This window comes from Paenirhodobacter enshiensis (assembly GCF_000740785.1).
Classification (GTDB): domain Bacteria; phylum Pseudomonadota; class Alphaproteobacteria; order Rhodobacterales; family Rhodobacteraceae; genus Rhodobacter; species Rhodobacter enshiensis.
The window spans coordinates 22,275-40,629 of sequence record NZ_JFZB01000035.1; the positions used below are offsets into that span (position 1 = coordinate 22,275).

The 18,355-nt window shown below is 68.2% G+C and carries 17 protein-coding genes; 14 read left to right on the forward strand and 3 right to left on the reverse strand.

Annotated elements, in window-relative coordinates:
• Positions 1-16: 16 nt before the first annotated feature.
• Both CG50_RS13355 and nhaD read right to left on the reverse strand, forming a co-directional pair.
• A complete protein-coding gene (locus tag CG50_RS13355) occupies positions 17-1,399 on the reverse strand; it encodes a glutamine synthetase family protein (RefSeq protein WP_036639342.1) in 1,383 nt (460 codons plus the stop codon).
• 108 nt (positions 1,400-1,507) lie between these two features.
• Complete coding sequence (nhaD, locus tag CG50_RS13360; protein WP_036639344.1) at positions 1,508-2,812, reverse strand: sodium:proton antiporter NhaD; 1,305 nt, start codon at positions 2,810-2,812, stop codon at positions 1,508-1,510.
• Between the two features lie 311 nt (positions 2,813-3,123).
• Here nhaD and CG50_RS13365 point away from each other — a divergent pair, with 311 nt between their 5' ends.
• From CG50_RS13365 to mdoH, 3 genes are read left to right on the forward strand one after another with little or no spacing between them, the layout of a single operon-like run.
• The gene (locus tag CG50_RS13365; RefSeq protein WP_036639347.1) at positions 3,124-4,743 is read left to right on the forward strand and encodes a glucan biosynthesis protein; all 1,620 of its coding nucleotides are present in this window, start codon (positions 3,124-3,126) and stop codon (positions 4,741-4,743) included.
• Positions 4,740-4,988, forward strand: coding sequence for a hypothetical protein (locus CG50_RS13370; RefSeq protein WP_152559530.1), 249 nt, complete (start codon positions 4,740-4,742; stop codon positions 4,986-4,988). The genes CG50_RS13365 and CG50_RS13370 overlap by 4 nt, the downstream gene beginning before the upstream one ends.
• Positions 4,989-4,998: 10 nt before the next feature.
• Positions 4,999-6,768: a glucans biosynthesis glucosyltransferase MdoH gene (mdoH, locus tag CG50_RS13375; RefSeq protein ID WP_051910002.1), complete on the forward strand. Its 1,770-nt coding sequence runs from the start codon at positions 4,999-5,001 to the stop codon at positions 6,766-6,768.
• A gap of 106 nt (positions 6,769-6,874) precedes the next feature.
• Here mdoH and CG50_RS13380 read toward each other — a convergent pair whose 3' ends face one another.
• Positions 6,875-7,780, reverse strand: coding sequence for a LysR family transcriptional regulator (locus tag CG50_RS13380; RefSeq protein WP_036639411.1), 906 nt, complete (start codon positions 7,778-7,780; stop codon positions 6,875-6,877).
• A gap of 96 nt (positions 7,781-7,876) precedes the next feature.
• Between CG50_RS13380 and CG50_RS13385 the strand changes: the two genes are divergently transcribed.
• From CG50_RS13385 to CG50_RS13435, 11 genes are all read left to right on the forward strand, one after another.
• Positions 7,877-8,443 (forward strand): FMN-dependent NADH-azoreductase, encoded by a 567-nt coding sequence (locus CG50_RS13385; RefSeq protein WP_036639352.1) that lies wholly within the window; start codon positions 7,877-7,879, stop codon positions 8,441-8,443.
• 227 nt (positions 8,444-8,670) lie between these two features.
• Positions 8,671-10,179, forward strand: a complete 1,509-nt coding sequence (ffh, locus tag CG50_RS13390; protein ID WP_036639412.1) for a signal recognition particle protein — start codon at positions 8,671-8,673, stop codon at positions 10,177-10,179.
• The gene (locus CG50_RS13395) at positions 10,176-10,718 is read left to right on the forward strand and encodes a GNAT family N-acetyltransferase (protein ID WP_036639354.1); all 543 of its coding nucleotides are present in this window, start codon (positions 10,176-10,178) and stop codon (positions 10,716-10,718) included. Before ffh ends, CG50_RS13395 begins: the two co-directional genes overlap by 4 nt.
• Positions 10,715-11,014 carry a chorismate mutase gene (locus CG50_RS13400; protein ID WP_036639356.1) on the forward strand — a complete coding sequence of 100 codons (300 nt, stop codon included), beginning with the start codon at positions 10,715-10,717 and terminating at the stop codon, positions 11,012-11,014. Before CG50_RS13395 ends, CG50_RS13400 begins: the two co-directional genes overlap by 4 nt.
• 48 nt (positions 11,015-11,062) lie before the next feature.
• Complete coding sequence (gene rpsP, locus CG50_RS13405; protein ID WP_036639358.1) at positions 11,063-11,416, forward strand: 30S ribosomal protein S16; 354 nt, start codon at positions 11,063-11,065, stop codon at positions 11,414-11,416.
• A gap of 146 nt (positions 11,417-11,562) precedes the next feature.
• The gene (rimM, locus tag CG50_RS13410) at positions 11,563-12,081 is read left to right on the forward strand and encodes a ribosome maturation factor RimM (RefSeq protein ID WP_036639360.1); all 519 of its coding nucleotides are present in this window, start codon (positions 11,563-11,565) and stop codon (positions 12,079-12,081) included.
• Between the two features lie 209 nt (positions 12,082-12,290).
• Positions 12,291-13,127, forward strand: a complete 837-nt coding sequence (trmD, locus tag CG50_RS13415; protein WP_245615735.1) for a tRNA (guanosine(37)-N1)-methyltransferase TrmD — start codon at positions 12,291-12,293, stop codon at positions 13,125-13,127.
• A complete protein-coding gene (gene rplS, locus CG50_RS13420; protein ID WP_036639362.1) occupies positions 13,124-13,495 on the forward strand; it encodes a 50S ribosomal protein L19 in 372 nt (123 codons plus the stop codon). Before trmD ends, rplS begins: the two co-directional genes overlap by 4 nt.
• Positions 13,496-13,506: 11 nt before the next feature.
• Positions 13,507-13,728: a 50S ribosomal protein L31 gene (gene rpmE, locus CG50_RS13425; RefSeq protein ID WP_036639365.1), complete on the forward strand. Its 222-nt coding sequence runs from the start codon at positions 13,507-13,509 to the stop codon at positions 13,726-13,728.
• A gap of 115 nt (positions 13,729-13,843) precedes the next feature.
• Positions 13,844-14,827, forward strand: coding sequence for a hypothetical protein (locus CG50_RS13430; RefSeq protein ID WP_036639416.1), 984 nt, complete (start codon positions 13,844-13,846; stop codon positions 14,825-14,827).
• Positions 14,828-15,002: 175 nt separating this feature from the next.
• A complete protein-coding gene (locus tag CG50_RS13435) occupies positions 15,003-18,245 on the forward strand; it encodes a hypothetical protein (RefSeq protein WP_036639366.1) in 3,243 nt (1,080 codons plus the stop codon).
• Positions 18,246-18,355: the final 110 nt, after the last annotated feature.

Here is an 18,355-nt window from a genome sequence, read left to right on the forward strand (position 1 = left end):
AAGGGGTTCGCTTTTCTCAGACGTTGTGAAGGTAGAGCGCGTAATCGACGTCGGCGATCCAGCGCGCCACGCGCTCGTATTCCGCCGCCTTGATCGCGGTGAAGGTGCGGTGCATGTCGGCGCCGAGCGCATCCTTCAGGAACGCCGAATCCTTCGCGGCGCGGATCGCCTCGCGCCAGTCGCCGGGGATCGGCAGATCGGGGCGGGCGTCATAGCCGTTGCCCACCGTCTCGGGGCCGGGGTCGATCTGCTCGGAGAGGCCGAGGCGCAGACCGGCGAGGATCGTCGCCGCGACCAGATAGGGGTTGGCGTCGACGCCCGAGGGGCGATGCTCGATCCGGCGCGCGGCGACGTCGCCCGCCGGGATGCGCAGCGCGACCGAGCGGTTGTTCACCCCCCAGGAGGGCGAGACCGGCGCATAGCTTTGATTGGCGAAGCGGCGCCAGGAATTCGCGTGCGGCGCGAAGACCAGCATCGATTCGCCCATCGTGCGGCGCATCCCGCCGATGGCGTGGCGGATGGTGTCGGTCCACTGGCCCTCGACCGCCTCGGCGAACAGGTTGCGACCGCGCCCGTCGGCGAGGCTGACGTGGAAGTGCATCCCAGAGCCCGCGTATTTCTCGATCGGCTTGGCCATGAAACAGGCGGTGACGCCATGCCGGCGCGCCTGCATCCGCACGATGCGCTTCAGCCGGATCAGATCGTCGGCCGCCTGCATCACGTCGGTGCGGTAATGCAGCGTCAGCTCGTACTGGCCGGGGGCGTATTCCGAGATCACCGTCTCGGCGCGGATGTCCTGCAAGGCGGCGGCGCGGTAGATGTCGGAGAACAGGGGCTCCATCCCGTGCAGATGATCGACGGAATAGACCTCGGTCCAGTCGGAGCGGCGCCCGTCGAGCACCGCGGCCGCCGGGCGCACGCCATGACTGGTATCGGGGTCGAGCAGGAAGAATTCGAGCTCGAACGCGCCCGCGGGATGCAGCCCCTCGGCCGCCATGGCGCGGACCTGACGCGACAGCGCATGGCGCGGATCCGAGGTCATCTCGGCCCCGTCGAGGTGATACATGCTCATCAGCAGTTCGCCGCGCGGCGGGTTCGTGCCATGCAGCGGCTTGAGCGTCCCCGGCACCGGCCAGGCGCGCATGTCGCCATCGCCCTGATCCCAGATCAGCCCGGTCTCGTGCACATCCTCGCCCACGATGTCGAGGCCCATGATCGAGATCGGCAGATGCCGGCCCGAGGTATAGAGGCCCGTCAGCTCGTGCCGGCGGATGATCTTGCCGCGGCCGATGCCGTTCGCATCGGTCAGCACGATGTCGAAGGACTCAATCTCGGGGTGACGGGCGAGGAAATCCTCGGCTTCGGCAAGGGTGGAGCCGGAGGGGGAAACGGTGGTCATGACGGGTCTCGGTCAGCTGGGCCGGCGGGCGGCGATCACGGCATCATGATCGGGAAGCCCCGGGCGGGCAAGCCGGGACGCGGCGTGCCCGCCCGGGGCGGGAAAGGTTCAGAAGAACCGCCCGTTCAGCGTCAGCTGCACAAGGATCGAGGCGACATAGCCCACGCCCACGGCCCAGCTCCATTTCATGTGGCTCATGAAAGTATAGGTGCCACGCGCCTGTCCCATCAGCGCGACGCCGGCGGCCGAGCCGATCGACAGGAGAGACCCGCCCACCCCGCAGGTCAGGGTGATCAGCTGCCATTCGCCCGGCGACATCGAGGGGTCCATCAGGAGCACCGCATACATCAGCGGGATATTGTCGACGATGGCCGACAGCACCCCCACCGCGACATTCGCCACCGTGGCGCCGAAGCCGCCGTAAAGCCAGTGCGAGGCGAGCGCGAGATAGCCGAACGCGCCCAGCCCGCCGACCGCGAACAGGATGCCGAAGAAGAACAGCAGCGTGTCCCATTCGACCCGCGCCACCTGCTTCAGCCCGTCGAGGGTCATCGTCGGGCTGTGCCGGCGCGCGCCGCGCATCGTCAGCACATAGGTGAACATCGACAGATAACCGAGGCCCAGCATCATCCCCATCGCCGGCGGCAGGTGCAGCACGTTCTTGAACACCGCCGCCGTCGCCACCGTGGCGAGGAACAGCACCACCACGCCAAGCGCGCCGGGTTTTGCAGTGACGGTGCCGCCGCTGGCCTCGGGGCGGGTTTTGGGCAGCGCGAAATACATCAGCAGCGCCGGAACAACCCAGTTCACCAGCGCCGGCAGGAACAGGTCGAAGAACTCGAACAGTTCGAGCTTGCCCTTCTGCCACACCATCAGCGTGGTGATGTTACCGAACGGCGAGAACGCGCCGCCCGCATTGGAGGCGACGACGATCGACACGCAGGAAATGACCGCGAAGCGCTTCTCGGCACCGGCGAGCGCCAGCACCACCGCCCCGATCACCAGCGCCGTCGTCAGATTGTCGAGCAGCCCCGCGAGGCAGAAGGCCAGCGCCCCGGTCAGCCAGTAAAGCTGCCGGTAACTCAGTCCGCGACCCACGAGCCAGCTGCGCAGCACCGCGAAGACCCGCCGCTCTTCCATCGTGTTGACGTAGGTGATGGCGACCAGCAGGAACAGGAACAGCTCGCCGTATTCCTCGATCATCTCGCGGGCATGGGCGTTGAGAAGCTCGGCCTGACCGGCGGCGACGTAGCTGACGCCCAGAAGCGCCCAGATCAGCCCCGCAGCCAGCATCACCGGCTTCGATTTGCGCATGTGCACGGCTTCCTCGAAGATCACCAGCACATAGGCGACGAGAAAGATCCCGAGCGAGACCAGCCCCGCCCAATGCCCCGTCAGATCCAGATCCGCCATCGTCCACGCCCCCCGCGAGATTCACCTCGTTCCGCTTTAGCGCCGCACCGCGCCGAGGAACAGCCCCGGAGCGCCCCGACACCCGCCCGCACACCGGCGTCCGCATCGGCACACCCCCGCCCGGGCACCGGCGAAATCCTGCCGCAACAACAGGCGAAAGGCGCTGCATCCGTGCCGCAGCGGCGGGCTTTGCACGGGCCGTGCCACAAAGCTCTCTTGCAAGTTAGCGGGCACTATGCGTAAGGATTTGGCAATTGCTGGACCGCGAAAAACGGGCCAAGATGAACTATATGAGATCGCTTGGAAAATAGATGAACGCCCGTCGTGAAGCTCATCCCCGTTCGTTGACCCGGCGCCACCTTCTCGGCACGCTTTCCGGCGTTGCGGTGCTGGCGGGCGCAGGCCTTGCCGGCCCGGTGCTGGCGCAGGACGCCGCCCCGGCCGCAGCCCCCGCGGATCCCGGCCAGCCGTTCAGCTATGACGCGCTGTCCGAGGAAATGCGTCACGCCGCCGATGCCGAGGCGCAGGTCCACAAGCTGCCCGACAGCTTCCTGAGCCAGCTCAATTACGACGATTACAAGCTGATCCGCTTCACCCCGTCGCAGGCGCGGTTCCAGGACATCCAGGACAGTCGCTTCCGGCTGCAGGCCTTCCACCTGGGCTGGCTGTTCAAGGAACCCGTCCTGCTTTACGAGGTCGCCGACGGGCAGGCCCGGCAGATGGGCTTCGACACCGACGATTTCACTTACGAGCGTCAGGCCCGCACCATCGTCCCCGAGCATGTCGCCCTGCCGGGCGTGGCCGGCTTCCGGCTGCACACGCCGCTGAACCGCCCCGATGTGTTCGACGAGCTGGTCGCCTTCCAGGGCGCGTCCTATTTCCGCGCGCTCGGCCGCGATTCCGCCTATGGCCTGTCGGCGCGCGGGCTGGCGATCAACACCGGAATGCCGGTGGCCGAGGAATTCCCCCGCTTCACCCGGTTCTGGATCAGCCGCCCGCAACCCGGCCAGAACACCATCACGGTCTGGGCGGCCATGGAAAGCGCCTCGCTGACCGGCGCCTATCAGTTCGTCATCACCCCGGGCGCAGAGACGAAGATGGACGTCACCGCGCGGCTGTTCTTCCGCTCGGACGTGCAGCAGCTCGGCGTGGCGCCGCTGACCTCGATGTTCCTCTATGGCGACCGCAACCGCGCGGGATACGACGACTATCGCCCGCGGGTGCATGACAGCGACGGGCTCGGCATCACCCGCGCCGACGGCGATATCCTGTGGCGCGCGCTGGCCAACCCCGCCCGCCTCGCCTCGAGCTATTTCGTCGAACAGGCGCCGAAATCCTTCGGCCTCTATCAGCGCGACCGCAAGTATTCCGACTACGACGATCCCGAAGCGCTTTACGAGCGTCGCCCCTCGTGCCGGGTCGAGCCGCTGAGCGGCTGGGGCAAGGGCATGATCCGTCTGGTCGAGATCCCCTCGCAATACGAGGTCAACGACAACATCGTCGCCTTCTGGGTGCCGGAAAAGCCCGCGAAGGCCGGCGACACGCTGGAAATCGGCTATCGTCTGGTCTGGGGCGACCTGCCCCCCGACCCGCGCGACGAACGCGCCCATGTGGTCGCCAGCAGCGGCGGGATCGGCGGCGTCTCGGGCGGGCCGAACACCGATGGCACGCGCAAGTTCGTCATCGACTTCGCCGGCGGGCTCATCGCCGATCTGCCGGCCGATGCCGTCGACGGGCTGAGCATTGTCGCCACCGCGACCAAGGCCGAGATCGTCACCCAGGTGCTGCACAAGGTCGAACAGAACGGCGTCTGGCGGGCGGTGATCGACTTCAAACCCGAGAAGGGCGCGCTCGTCGAGCTGTCCGTCCATATCGCCGGCTTCAACCGCAAGCTCAGCGAGACCTGGCTTTATCAATGGATGCCCGCATGACCGACGTCCGTCAGGGTGAAGCGCCCGCCCCCGACATCCCCCGCACCCCCGAGGAGCGCGCCGCCAAGGTGCGCGACATGTCGCCCGCCGATCTGGCGGCCGGCCCGGGGGCGCTGCCCGATGCCCCGATGCCGATGCCCGAACAGGTGATCGAACCCGCCCGCAGCCTGATCGCACGCCTCGCGGCCAGCCTGCGCATCCTGCCGCGTCCGCCCGCCGCCCCCTCGGCGGGCAACGGCCTGTGAGGTCATGGCCATGCGCCAAATCCGTCTTCTGGGTCTTGCCTTCCTGCGTCTGTTCGCCATCGCGCTGTCGCTGATCGCCGGCCTCGGCGCCTTCGTGCTGTTTCTGCAGTTCGGCGATGCCGACGGGCTCGATGCACTCGACGTGATCCGGGCGCTCTTGATCCTGATCTCGACGCTGTGGCTGGCCTGGGGCGCGGTGCAGGCGCTGATCGGGCTGACTTCGCGGCCGCGCGCGCCGCGCTACGATCCGCTCAAGCCCATCGCCGGACGCACCGTGATCCTGATGCCGGTCTACAACGAGGACCCTCTTGCCACCTTCTCGCGGCTGGCGGCGATGGATGCCTCGCTCAAGGCTACGCACGATCCGGCGACGGTGCATTTCGCCATTCTCTCCGACACCCGCAACGAGACCGTCGCCCGGCGCGAGCTGACGATGTTCAAGCATCTGGTGCTCGATTGCGACGGGCTCGGCCGGTTCTTCTATCGCCGGCGCGAGAACAACACCGGCAAGAAGGCCGGCAACATCGAGGATTTCTTCAAGCGCTCGGGCGCCGCCTACGATTACGCCGTGATCCTCGACGCTGACAGCCTGATGGAAGGTCAGACGATCCTCGCGCTGATCCGCCGGATGGAGGCGAAGCCGCGCATGGGGCTGATCCAGACCCTGCCGAAGGTGATCCGGGCGCGCTCGCGCTTCGGGCGGGCGATGCAGTTCTCGGCCTCGTTCTTCTCGCCGGTCTTCGCGCGCGGTCTGGCGATGATGCAGGGCAAGACCGGCCCGTTCTGGGGCCACAACGCCATCGTTCGGGTGCGCGCCTTCGCCAGCTCCTGCGGCCTGCCGCCGCTGCGCGGCAACCCGCCCTTCGGCGGCCATGTGATGAGCCACGACTATGTCGAGGCCGCCATGCTCGCCAAGCACAACTGGATGGTGCGCCTCGACGACGACCTCGAGGGCAGCTTCGAGGAAGGCCCCGAGAACCTCGTCGATCACGCCAAGCGCGACCGGCGCTGGTGCCAAGGCAACCTGCAGCACTCGCGCATCATCGGCGCGCCGGGGCTGAAGGCCTGGTCGCGGTTCGTCTTCGCGCAGGGCATCATGGCCTATATCTCGCCGCTGTTCTGGCTGGGGTTCATCCTCGCCTCGATCGCGGCGCCGCTGCTGGCGCCGCCGACCAACTATTTCCCGGAACCGAACTGGCCCTTCCCCTATTTCCCGCCGTCCGAGGCCTCGAAAGCCATCGGTCTGTTCATCGGCATCTTCGTTCTGCTGCTGCTGCCGAAGATCCTGATCGCGGCGCAGGCCGGGCTGAACGGGCGGGCGAAGGGCTTTGGCGGGGCCGGGATGGGGTTCGTGTCGACACTGTCCGAGCTGGTCCTGTCCTCGATCACCGCGCCGATCTTCCTGATGTATGCCACGCGTTCGGTGATGCAGGTGCTGATGGGCCGGGACGGCGGCTGGCCGACCAACAACCGCGGCGACGGCACGCTCGGCTGGGGCGAGTCGCTCTCGGCTTCGTGGTGGATCGTGGCGATCGGCGTCGTGGGCCTTGCGGCGACTTGGGCCTTCGCGCCGGGTCTGATGCTGTGGCTGCTGCCGGTGGGCGTGCCGATGGTGGTGGCGCCGGCGATCCTGCGCTGGACCTCGCTGCCCTCGCGCGGGCGGATCATGGGGGTTCCGACGGAATACGCCCCGGCCGCGGTGATGCAGCTGCATGATGCCATCCTCGAACGCTGGACCGTGGAACTCGAAGCGGCCCGCGATCCCTCGGAAGCGGCCTGACGCCTGCCCCCGACCTCACGGACGCACGACTTCATGGACGAATGCAAAACGGCGGCCCTTCGGCCGCCGTTTTCATGTCGGAAAGATCGTCAGGCCGGGCGGCGGGTCACTCGGGCAGCGGCACGCGCAACGACTCGCATTGCGCCGCGACCGCCTTCAGCGCCTTCAGCGCCGCCTGCACCTTGTGGGTGCGGTGCAGGTCGATATGGGTCACCAGCCACAGCGTCGATTCCCACTCGGGCCGCGGCCCCAGAACCTCGACCAGCTGCGGATCATGGCGCGCCTCGATCACCGGCTGAAAGCCCAGCCCGACACCCGCCCGCGTCGCCGCCAGCACGCTTTCGGGATCGTTGGCGCGAAATACCACCGATTCGGGCGGCAGATTCGCAGTGAGCCAGCGATAATAGGGCGCCCGGCTGTCACGGGTATCGGTGCCGACGAAGCGATGCCCGCGCAGATCGTCCGGCCCCGAGGGGCGTCCGTAACGCTCGATGTAGGACGGCGCGGCGTAAAGGGCCGCGGCATTGATGGCGAGCGGCTGGACCACGTTGTCGGGCTCCGTCGGGCGAGAGCCCGCGCGCACCGCGACATGGGCCTCGCCATATTCCAGACGGAACACCCGCGGATCGGTGAGATAGCGGATCTCCAGCCCGGGATGCTCGCGCATCAGCTCGGAGAGCGCCGGCATCACCAGCCCCGACAGCCCCGGCAGCGAGGTGATGACCAGCTCGCCGCTGACCTCTTCTCCGGCCCCCGCAATGCGCGCGGCAAGCTGGTTGAACTGATCCTCCGTCGCCTGCCCGACCGACAGAAGCTGAAGCCCCGCCTCGGTCGGCGTGTAGCCGCGCGGGTGGCGCTGGAACAGCTTGGTGCCAAGCCGCGCCTCGAGCGAGTCGACATGACGGATCACCGTCGCATGGTGCACGCCCAGCACCTCGGCCGCGCCGGAGACGGTGCCCACGCGCGCCACCTGGTAAGCCGTCCGGATCTCGTCCCAGTTATCGAAGTTCATCTGTGCGTCCGCCAACAGGTCATGCGCAATCATGACGATTGCATCGGGACAGACAAGGCAAGATTTTCAGCCACATCCTCAACCCGGAGTTCTGAAATGAGCAAGATCCTTTACATCAACGGTTCCATCAAGGGCGACATGTCGGTCTCGAAGAAGGTCGCGAAGAAGATCGCGGCCAAGCTCGGCGGCGACGTGACCGAGCGCGACGCCTCGGCGCTGACGCCGATCGACGGCGCTTGGCTCGGCGCGGCCTACACCCCGGCCGAAAACCGCACCGCCGAGCAGAAGGCCGCGCTCGCGACCTCGGACGCGCTGATCGCCGAGCTGAAGTCGGCTGACGCCGTCATCATCGGCACCGGCGTCTACAACTTCGGCATCACCGGCCCGCTGAAGACCTGGTTCGATCTGATCTGCCGCGTCGGCGAGACCTTCCGCTACACCGAGGCCGGCCCGGAAGGTCTGGTTCCGGCGAAGAAGGTCTATGTGGCCTATGCCTCGGGCGGCGTTCCGGCCGGCTCGTCCTATGACCTCGCCACCCCCTACATCCGTCAGGTGCTGGGCTTCGTCGGCGTCACCGACGTCACCGTGATCGCCGCCGAAGGCGTCGCGATGGGTGAAGAGGCCGCGCTCGCCCGCGCCGACGAGCAGATCGCCCGTCTGTAATCCGCCCCCTCCCGGCCCGCCTTTCCGTCACGGGCCGGGACAACGCGGATGAGAAGGCCCCTCGGTTGACTCCGGGGGGCTTTTTCGTTAAGTGAGCCCAGATTCCCCCGGAGGTCAGCATCCTCCGGTCCCCGCATGAGGCGGGGATCGCCACCAGTCAGCGCGTCGCGCCCACTGGTGCGCTTGTCGTTTGTCTTGCCGGTTTCCGCCGGCGCATGGAGGTGGCCATGTTCGAGAATCTCTCCGAACGTCTTGGCGGCGTGTTCGAGCGCCTGACCAAACAGGGCGCGCTTTCGGCCGATGACGTGCGCACCGCGATGCGCGAAGTGCGCACCGCCCTGCTGGAAGCCGACGTCTCGCTGCCGGTGGTGCGCGAGTTCGTCAAGAAGGTCGAGGCCGAGGCCACCGGCGCGCGCGTGACCAAATCGGTCACCCCCGGTCAGCAGGTCATCAAGATCGTCCATGACGCTCTGGTGCAGATGCTGGCGGGCGAGGACGACCCCGGCACGCTGAAGATCGACAACCCGCCCGCGCCGATCCTGATGGTCGGTCTGCAGGGCTCGGGCAAGACCACCACCGCCGCGAAGCTCGCCCGCCGTCTGAAGGAGCGCGAGAAGAAGCGCGTCCTGCTCGCCTCGCTCGACATCTACCGGCCGGCGGCGATGGAACAGCTGGCGATCCTCGGCACGCAGGTCGGCGTCGACACGCTGCCGATCGTCGCGGGCGAGAGCGCGGTGCAGATCGCCAGGCGCGCGAAGCAGATGGCGACCCTCGGCGGGTATGACGTCTACATCCTCGACACCGCGGGCCGTCTGCAGATCGACGCCGTGCTGATGGACGAGGTCGCGCAGGTCCGCGATGCCGTCTCGCCGCGCGAAACGCTGCTGGTCGTCGACGGCCTGACCGGTCAGGTCGCCGTCGAGGTGGCCGAGGAATTCGATGCCAAGGTCGGTATCTCCGGCGTGGTGCTGACCCGGATGGACGGCGACGGCCGCGGCGGCGCGGCGCTGTCGATGCGCGCCACCACCGGCAAGCCCATCCGCTTCGTCGGTCTGGGCGAGAAGATGGACGCCCTCGAAACCTTCGAGGCCGAGCGCATCGCCGGCCGCATCCTCGGCATGGGCGACATCGTCGCCCTCGTCGAGAAGGCGCAGGAAGTCTTCGAGAAGGAACAGGCCGAGCGCATGGTGCGCCGGTTCTCCAAGGGGCTGTTCAACCTCAACGACATGAAGGCCCAGCTCGACCAGATGCTGAAGATGGGGGGCATGCAGGGCGTCATGTCGATGATGCCGGGCATGGGCAAGATGGCGAAGGCGGCCGAACAGGCGGGCTTCGACGACCGTTCGATCCGGCATCAGATCGCGCTGATCAACTCGATGACCAAGAAGGAACGGGCCAACCCCGAGCTTCTGCAGGCCAGCCGCAAGAAGCGTATCGCCGCCGGTGCCGGCCTCGACGTGGCCGAGCTGAACAAGCTGCTGAAGATGCACCGCCAGATGGCCGACACGATGAAGAAGCTCGGCAAGATGGGCAAGGGTGGGATGCTGAAGCAGGCGATGGCCGCGATGCAGGGCAAGATGGGCGGTCTGCCCGAGGCCGGTCAGGTCGATCCCGCCGCGATGGCCGAGGCCACCAAGGCCATCGGTCAGATGAAGGGGATGCAGGGCCTGCCGGGCATGGGCGGTCTGTCGCTGCCCTCGGGGCTGTCGGGTCTGGGTCTGGGGCGCAAGAAATGACCATCGGCGCCATCGACATTCCGGTGATCGAGACCGAGCGTCTGATCCTGCGCGCCCCCGCGGCGCGCGACCTGCCGGCGCTCTACGGTTTCTACGATTCGGAGCGGTCCTCCTTCGTCGGCGGGCCGATGTCGCATGAACTCGCCTGGCGCCAGCTCGGTCTGGAGATCGGGCATTGGGTTCTGCGCGGCTACGGCCGCTGGACGGTCGAGGAAAAGGCCACCGGCGCGACCGCCGGCATGGTCGGCATCTTCAACCCCGAAGGCTGGCCCGAGGCGGAAATCGGCTGGGACCTGTTCGAGGGCTTCGAAGGCCGCGGCTACGCGACCGAGGCGGCGCTCGCCACCCGCGGTTTCGCCTATGGCACGCTCGGCATGAAGACGATCATCAGCCTGATCAAACCGGCGAACCTGGCCTCGGCCGGTGTCGCGCGGCGCATGGGCGCGGTCCGCGAGGGCGGCTTCACCCATGAGCGTCATGGCCCGATGGAAGTCTGGCGGCATCTGTCGCCCGAACAGCTGAAGGAGATGGCCGCATGACCGAAGACGTCGTCGCCCGCGCCGCTGCCCTGCTGAAAGAGCACCGCGCCTCGATCGACCGGCTGGACGCGATCCTCGTGTTCACCCTGGCCGAGCGCTTCAAGCATACCCAGTCCGTCGGACGTCTGAAGGCCGAACACGACCTTCCCCCCGCCGACCCCAGCCGCGAGGCGCAGCAGATCGAGCGCCTCGAAGCTCTGGCGAAAGAGGCCGACCTCGATCCCGAGTTCGCCCGCAAGTTCCTCAACTTCGTGATTTCGGAAGTGATCCGCAATCACGAGACCTTTCAGAAATAAGGGCGCCCCGCAAAGGGTTCCCCCACCAGCCATCACAGGAGAAACATCATGGCTATGAAGATCCGGCTCGCCCGCGGCGGTTCGAAGAAGCGTCCCCACTACGCGATCGTCGCGACCGATTCGCGGATGCCGCGCGACGGCCGCTTCCTCGAGAAGCTGGGCACCTACAACCCGCTGCTCGCCAAGGACTCGGAAGATCGCGTGAAGATGGACATCGAGCGCGTTCAGTTCTGGCTCGCCAAGGGCGCCCAGGCGACCGACCGCGTTGCGCGCTTCCTGGAAGCCGCCGGCGTCGTCGCCAAGACCGAGCGCAAGAACATGAAGAAGGCCGAGCCGGGCGACAAGGCGAAGAAGCGCGCCGAGGAAAAGGCTGCCAAGGCTGCCGCTCCGGCCGAAGAATAATCTCCCCGCTCCGACGGAGAGGCGAGACGATGCAGGCCGGGCGGCAACGCCCGGCCTGTTGCGCGCCCGGCGCAGGCGCAACCGGCCCCGACCGCCATTCGGCGCCCGGGCATTCAGCGCCCGGCATTCAATGAAGGATCCCGCCCGTGACCGACCCCCACAGCCCTGATCGCGTCTGCATCGGCGCCATCGCCGGTGCCTTCGGCGTGCGCGGCGAAGTGCGCCTGAAAAGTTTCTGCACCACCCCCGAGGACATCGCCACCTACGGCCCGCTCTGGACCGTGGACGGCAGCCGCAGCTTCACCGTGCAGCTGACCCGGCCGGTGACCGGCGGGCTCGGCGCGCGGCTGTCGGGCGTCACCACCAAGGAAGAGGGCGACGCGCTGAAAGGCGCCACCCTGTGGGCCGAGCGCAGCCGCCTGCCCTCGCTCCCCGACGATGAATTCTACCACACCGACCTGATCGGCCTCGACGTGTTCGACGCGGGCGGCGCGCCGCTCGGCAAGGTGCGGGCGGTGCAGAACTTCGGCGCGGGCGACATTCTGGAAATCTACGCCCCCGGCCGCAAGACCACGCTGATGCTGCCGTTCACCCGCGCGGCGGTGCCCACGGTCGACCTGAAGGCGCGCCGCATCGTCGCCGACCCGCCGGAGGAAACCGAATGAGCTCCGCGGACGACATGAACGACGACGAACCCGGAACCGGCGACGCCCTGCCCGCGCCGCGCGCGGCCTTCCGGGGCGCGCAGAAATTCGCCACGAGCGATTTCACCCCCGCCGAAGACGCTGCCGACGAGAACCCCGCCGACACCGCGCAGACAGCTCCGCGCCACAGCGTTTCGGTGCGCAACGTCGTCACCTCGCTGAAGCGACCTTTGCGCAGTCATGACCTGTTCGAGGAAGCCCTCGCCCCCGCCGCCGGCTGGACCGCGAAGATCGTCACCCTGTTCCCCGAGGCATTCCCGGGCGTTCTCGGCCTGAGCCTGACCGGCAAGGCGTTGCAGGAAAAGATCTGGGCGTTTGAGACCATCGAGCTGCGCCCCTTCGGCATCGGCAAGCACCGCAACGTCGACGACACCCCCGCGGGCGGCGGCGCCGGCATGGTGCTGCGCGCCGATGTGGTCTCGGCCGCGCTCGACCGCGCCGCCGAAGGCACGCCCGACGACCGCGCCGCCTGGCCGGTGATCTACATGAGCCCGCGCGGCCGCCCCTTCACCCAGGCCGACGCGCGCCGCTTCGCCGAAGCCAGGGGCATGACCATCCTGTGCGGCCGATTCGAGGGTGTGGACGAGCGCGTTCTCGAGGCCTATGGTGTCGAGGAAATCTCGATCGGGGATTTCGTGCTGACCGGCGGCGAACTCGCGGCACAGGTCTTGATTGACGCGACCGTTCGCCTTATACCGCACGTCCTAGGGAATCAGGCATCGACAGAGGAGGAGTCTTTCTCCGACGGCCTGCTTGAGCACCCGCAATACACCCGTCCCTCGCTTTGGCAAGGTCGCGCGATTCCGGAGATTCTTCAGTCCGGACATCATGCGAAGATAGAAGCGTGGAAACGGGCCGAGGCCGAAAGGCTGACCAAGGAACGTCGACCCGATCTCTGGCGGGCATGGTGTGCACGGCACGGCATGGACCCGGTTGAAGACCAAGAGCTCTCGGACCGCGCAAACCATTGCGGAACCACCGCAGGCAACACAAAGGACAAGCGATGAACCTGATCGCTCAACTCGAGGCGGAACAGATCGCCGCCCTCGGCAAGACCATCCCGGACTTCAAGGCCGGCGATACCGTGAAAGTCGGTTACAAGGTGACCGAAGGCACCCGCACCCGCGTTCAGATGTATGAAGGCGTCTGCATCTCGCGCAAGGGCGGTTCGACCCTCGCTGCCTCGTTCACCGTGCGCAAGATTTCCTTCGGCGAAGGCGTCGAGCGCGTCTTCCCGCTCTATGCGACGAACATCGATTCGATCGAAGTCGTCCGTCGCGGCCGTGTCCGTCGTGCGAAGCTGTATTACCTGCGCACGCGTCGCGGCAAATCGGCTCGTATCGCCGAAGATACGACCTACAAGGCCAAGGCATAAGGAGCGGTCAGATGAAAGCCGAAATCCATCCCGATTACCACTTCATCACCATCAAGATGACCGACGGGACCGAGTATCAGACCCGTTCGACCTGGGGCAAGGAAGGCGACACCATGTCGCTCGACATCGACCCGACGTCGCATCCGGCCTGGACCGGCGGCAACGCCCGTCTCATGGACACCGGCGGTCGCGTGTCGAAGTTCAAGAACAAGTATGCCGGCCTCGGCTTCTGAGCCTGACGGACACCGGAACGGAAAAGGCGCCTTCGGGCGCCTTTTTTCATGACCGCCCTTTCCAAGCCGGAGCCGACTGGCGATAATGCCGCAGCGTTCCCGGTAGCCGATGGTCATGGCCTCACTCTCCCCCTACAATGTCTTTTGCGTGGCACAGAGCGGCCGTCTGGAATACGAGGCGGTGATCTTCGTGGCCTCGTTCCGCGCCGCGAACCCGGATTTCGCCGGCAGGCTGATCGTGTGCGAACCGAGCGGCGAGAAATGGCCCGAACCCGTGGCGATCTCGGATCCGGTGCGCGATCTGCTGACCGGGATGGGGGCCGAGATCGTCCCCTTCGCCAACCGTCATTTCGGCGCCTCCTACCCGAACGGCAACAAGATCGAGGCGATGGCGGCGCTGCCCGCAGAGCCCTTCGTGTTCTTCGACACCGACACGCTGTTCACCGGACCGCTGTCTTCGGTCGGGTTCGACTTCGACCGGCCCTCGGCCTCGATGCGGCGCGAGAACACCTGGCCCGATCCACCGCTCTACGGGCCGGGCTACAGCGCGATATGGAAACGGCTTTACGATCAGTTCGGGCTGGATTTCGAAAGTTCGCTCGACCTCAGCCAGCCGGACGAGCATTGGGAACGCTACCTCTATTTCAACGCCGGCTGGTTCTTCGGCCGTGATGCCCAGGCTTTCGGCGAGCGGTTCCTGCATTACGCCCACTGGATCCGCTGGAACACGCCTGACGAACTGGCGTGCCAGTCGCTCGATCCCTGGCTCGATCAGATCGCGCTGCCGCTGGCGATCCACAGCTTCGGCGGCGGCCGGCCTGGACCAGAGCTTGCCGGCCTCGACGGCACGGTCAGCTGCCATTACCGCTACCTGCCGCTGCTTTACGCGCGCGAAAGCGATCTGGCGGTCGAGACGCTGGAGCAGGTCACCGCCCCCAACCGGATCAAGAAGGTGCTGCGCGCCTACGAGCCCGCGAAGCGGCTGATCTACCAGCGCAAGGGCCGCAAGATCCGCCAGTCCTTCGACCGCTCGGCGCTGCCGCGCACCGAAAAGGGCCTGCGCAAGGCGATCCAGACCATGGGGCTGTGGCTGCGCTGAACAACGAGCCCTTGCGCCCGGCGCGCGAAAACCTGCCGCCCGGCCCCGCCGCGCGGCAACGGCGCCGCTTTTCACCGCGGCAAATCCGGGCTACCAATAAGACAGAGCAGCCATAAGCGCGGCAGGCCGGTTCCCTGGCCCGACAACGCGCCCCAATTCCGCCGAGACCTATGCCATGAAACCCAGTTTCGCGCTCAATCTTTCGCATGACGGCATCGGCCTGTTGCGACGCGACGGCGAGGTCTGGGTGCCCGTGGGCGAGGTTTCGCTCGACGATCCGGAAATGTCGCGCCGGCTGAGCGCGCTTCGCCGTCTCGCCCACCGCCTCGCCCCACCCGAGGGACTACTGACCAAGGTGGTCATCCCGGCCTCGCAGGTGCTGTATCTCGACGTCGCCGCCCCGGGGCCCAGCCCCGCCGTGCGCCGCAGCCAGATCGAACGCGCGCTCGATGGTGTCACCCCCTACCCGGTCGAGGAACTGATCTTCGACTGGTCCGGCCGCGGCGACGAGGTGCAGGTCGCCATCGTCGCCCGCGAGACGCTCGCCGAAGCCGAGACCTATGCCGAGGACTGGGGCTTCGCGCCGGTCTGCTTCGTCGCCGTCCCCCCCGAAGGCGCTTTCGGCGGCGAGCCCTGGTTTGGCCTGACCTCTGTCGCGGGCCTGCATGTGCCCGAAGGCAAACGCATCAGCCGCGATCAGGATCCGATCCCCGCGGCCGCCTTCGAAGCGGTGCGCGGCATCACCGTCGAACTGCCGCCCGATCTGCCCGCCGCGACCTTGCCCGAAGGGGCAGAAGATCCCACCGAGGCAGAGGAACCCGCCCACGCTGCGGAAATGCCCGAGGAGCCGCCGGCGGATACGCCAGAGCCCGAACCGGCTGAGCCCGAACCGGCTGAGCCCGAACCGACCGCCCCCGAGGCCCCCGAGCCCACGGAACCCGCTGCGGAAATGACGGACGAAGAGGCCGAGCCCGCCCCCGTGCCGGCAGCGGCAACGCGCTCCGAGGCTGCGGAACCGGCAACGACCGTCGAAACGCCGGTCCCCAATCCGACGGAAGATCTCTCCGACACGTCCGACACGACGCAGACCGATTTCGCGCAACCCGCCCCCGAGGCGGGCGAACTCGCCGAAGCCCCGGCGCCCTTCGTGCTGCGCGATGCGGAACCGGCGCAGGTTCCCGGGCCGTCCTCCGAAACCGAAGCCGAAGCCGTGGTGGAGCTGCCCGCCGCAGCATCTGTTGCCGCGCCGGCTGCAGAACCGGACGCCGCCCCCGATGTCGATGTCGCGCCGGAACCCGTGCCCGCCCCCGCTGCGACGGCAGAAGACACAGCCGAAACCGCCGAGGCCCCGCCGGAGGAAGATAGCGCGACCGAACCGGAAACCGACGCGGACGAGGAGGCACCTCCTGCCGCCCCGGACCCCGGCCAGCCCGAACAGGATCTGTCGGCACCGGATCTGTCTGCGCGCGAGGCGGCCGAGCTGGTCGTGGCCATCGCGGCAAAAGCCCGGGCGACGACGCCGGCCACGAATCCCACGCCCTCCGGGGCAGCGTCCAAGGCGACCCCGACGATCTCGGCCAGCCACAAGGCGCCTCAGATCGCCGGGCCGAAGCTCGGTGCGGCGCAGCGGCGCGAGGCCTTCCCGGCCGTGGCCGCCAGAGCCGCACCGATCGCCGAAAATGCGACCCGCCCGGCGAAGGCCGTGCCGCGCGCGCCGGCCGCAACCCGGCCCGAGCCGGTCCCGCCAAAGGGTCTGCCGCCGCAGCTGGCGTTACGCACCGGGGCCGCGGAGCGCCCCGCCGCCGAGGCACAGGATCTGACACCCTTCGGTCAGCGCCGCGCCGCGCGCACCATCGGCGGCAAACCGCGCTATCTCGGGCTGCTGCTGATCGGGGCACTGGTGCTGTTCCTGGCAATGGTTGCCCTCTGGGCGAGTTTTCTGAGCGAGGACAGCTCCCCGCCGGAGACGCAGCCGCCGCCGGTGCAGCAGGGCCTTGCCGAACCGGGCCCTGAAACGGCGCCCGGGCAGACCGCCGAGCAAAACGCCCCCCCCACAGAACCGGCCTCCGGCGAGCAGACCGCCGGGACCCCGACCGCCGAAGATCAGACCGCCGAAGACCAGACCGCCGAAGACCAGACTGCGGCAGATCAGACTGCGGCAGAGCTGGCCGCGGACCTTCCCGAGAGCGCGAGCGCCGGCTCCGCCGAGGAACTGACGACCGCGGAGCCCGCCGCCTCCGAGGCCCCGCAGCCCCCCGAGACCGCCGTCGCGGCGGTCGATACGCCCCTTCCCGAAGCCGCCCCGCCCGAATCCGCCGCCCCGCTGACCGGGCCGACGGCCCTGCCTCTGGGCACGCTGCCGCCGGTGGATCTTGCTGCGCTGGCACCGGCCGCACAGCCCGCGCCGGCCGGGACCGAGCCGGCCCCGCCTTCTGCGGTCGAGCCCCCTGCCGCGGCTCCGGCTCAGGCTCAGGATACCGGAGCCCCTCGTGTCGCGCCGGCCACCCGTCCCGCCCATGTGCCGCAGCCGCGCCCGGAATCGGTGCTGAAGCTTGCCGCCGCGGCCACGCCGGAACCGCCCGCAACCAGCGCTCCGGCCCCGGCAGCAGCCCCCGCACCGGAACCCGCGCCCGATCCCGTTCCGCGCCCGCTCGCCCGGCCCGGCGCGCTGGCCGTGCCACCGCCGCCCGCCGCGGCCGAGGTGGCGACGGCACGTCCGCAAAGCCGTCCCGAACCCCCGATCGTCGTGCCCCCGCCCACCAACGGCGTCAGCATTTCCGTCGTCGCCGCGCAGGTCGCCCGAGAGGAGGCCGCCGCAGCAGCAGCCAAAGCCGAAGCAGCCAGAGCCGCAGCGGCAAAGGCCGAAGCCGCCAGAGCCGAGGCCGAGCGCGCCGAAGCCGAACGTGCCGCCGCAGCCGTCGCCGTCTCGCGCCGGCCCGAAAGCCGGCCGCGCAACTATCGGGATTCGGTCAATCAGGCGCTGGCCGCCGCAGCCGCCTCGGACACCCCGCCGCCCGCCACGCAGCCCGCACCGCGCGCGACCGTTCAGGCGCCGGTCCCGCAGGCCCCCGCCCGGACCCAGACCGCGACCGCCCCGAGCCGCGACAGCACCCCCCCCTCGCAGGTCCAGCTTGACGAGCCGGAACCCGTCGGCCCTGTGCGCGGCACCCCGAGCCCGGCCGCCGTCTCGAAGACCGCGACCGAGGCGAACGCGATCAAGCTGCGCAAGATGAACCTGATCGGGCTGTATGGCACCTCGGAGAGCCCGCGGGCCCTAGTGCGGATGCCGAACGGCAAGATGGTCAAGGTCGGCATCGGCGACGTGCTTGACGGTGGACGTGTTACCTCCATCGGCAACGGCCAGCTGATCTATCAGAAGGGATCGAGCCTTTACGCCCTCGACATGCTCGGCGGCTGAGCCGGCAATCGCCATCACAGCCGCGGCATCGAAGGTCTTGCCCCTTGCCGGGACAGGCGAATCTTCTAGGTTAGTCGCATTCTCCTGACACCGCTCCCCGCGCCCGACGC

What these genes read in the sequence shown, in the direction of transcription:
- CG50_RS13355 (WP_036639342.1), bottom strand. Translation starts at nt 1,399, where the DNA reads ATGACCACCGTTTCCCCCTCCGGCTCCACCCTTGCCGAAGCCGAGGAT.
- nhaD (WP_036639344.1), bottom strand. Translation starts at nt 2,812, where the DNA reads ATGGCGGATCTGGATCTGACGGGGCATTGGGCGGGGCTGGTCTCGCTC.
- CG50_RS13365 (WP_036639347.1), top strand. Translation starts at nt 3,124, where the DNA reads ATGAACGCCCGTCGTGAAGCTCATCCCCGTTCGTTGACCCGGCGCCAC.
- CG50_RS13370 (WP_152559530.1), top strand. Translation starts at nt 4,740, where the DNA reads ATGACCGACGTCCGTCAGGGTGAAGCGCCCGCCCCCGACATCCCCCGC.
- mdoH (WP_051910002.1), top strand. Translation starts at nt 4,999, where the DNA reads ATGCGCCAAATCCGTCTTCTGGGTCTTGCCTTCCTGCGTCTGTTCGCC.
- CG50_RS13380 (WP_036639411.1), bottom strand. Translation starts at nt 7,780, where the DNA reads ATGAACTTCGATAACTGGGACGAGATCCGGACGGCTTACCAGGTGGCG.
- CG50_RS13385 (WP_036639352.1), top strand. Translation starts at nt 7,877, where the DNA reads ATGAGCAAGATCCTTTACATCAACGGTTCCATCAAGGGCGACATGTCG.
- ffh (WP_036639412.1), top strand. Translation starts at nt 8,671, where the DNA reads ATGTTCGAGAATCTCTCCGAACGTCTTGGCGGCGTGTTCGAGCGCCTG.
- CG50_RS13395 (WP_036639354.1), top strand. Translation starts at nt 10,176, where the DNA reads ATGACCATCGGCGCCATCGACATTCCGGTGATCGAGACCGAGCGTCTG.
- CG50_RS13400 (WP_036639356.1), top strand. Translation starts at nt 10,715, where the DNA reads ATGACCGAAGACGTCGTCGCCCGCGCCGCTGCCCTGCTGAAAGAGCAC.
- rpsP (WP_036639358.1), top strand. Translation starts at nt 11,063, where the DNA reads ATGGCTATGAAGATCCGGCTCGCCCGCGGCGGTTCGAAGAAGCGTCCC.
- rplS (WP_036639362.1), top strand. Translation starts at nt 13,124, where the DNA reads ATGAACCTGATCGCTCAACTCGAGGCGGAACAGATCGCCGCCCTCGGC.
- rpmE (WP_036639365.1), top strand. Translation starts at nt 13,507, where the DNA reads ATGAAAGCCGAAATCCATCCCGATTACCACTTCATCACCATCAAGATG.
- CG50_RS13430 (WP_036639416.1), top strand. Translation starts at nt 13,844, where the DNA reads ATGGCCTCACTCTCCCCCTACAATGTCTTTTGCGTGGCACAGAGCGGC.
- CG50_RS13435 (WP_036639366.1), top strand. Translation starts at nt 15,003, where the DNA reads ATGAAACCCAGTTTCGCGCTCAATCTTTCGCATGACGGCATCGGCCTG.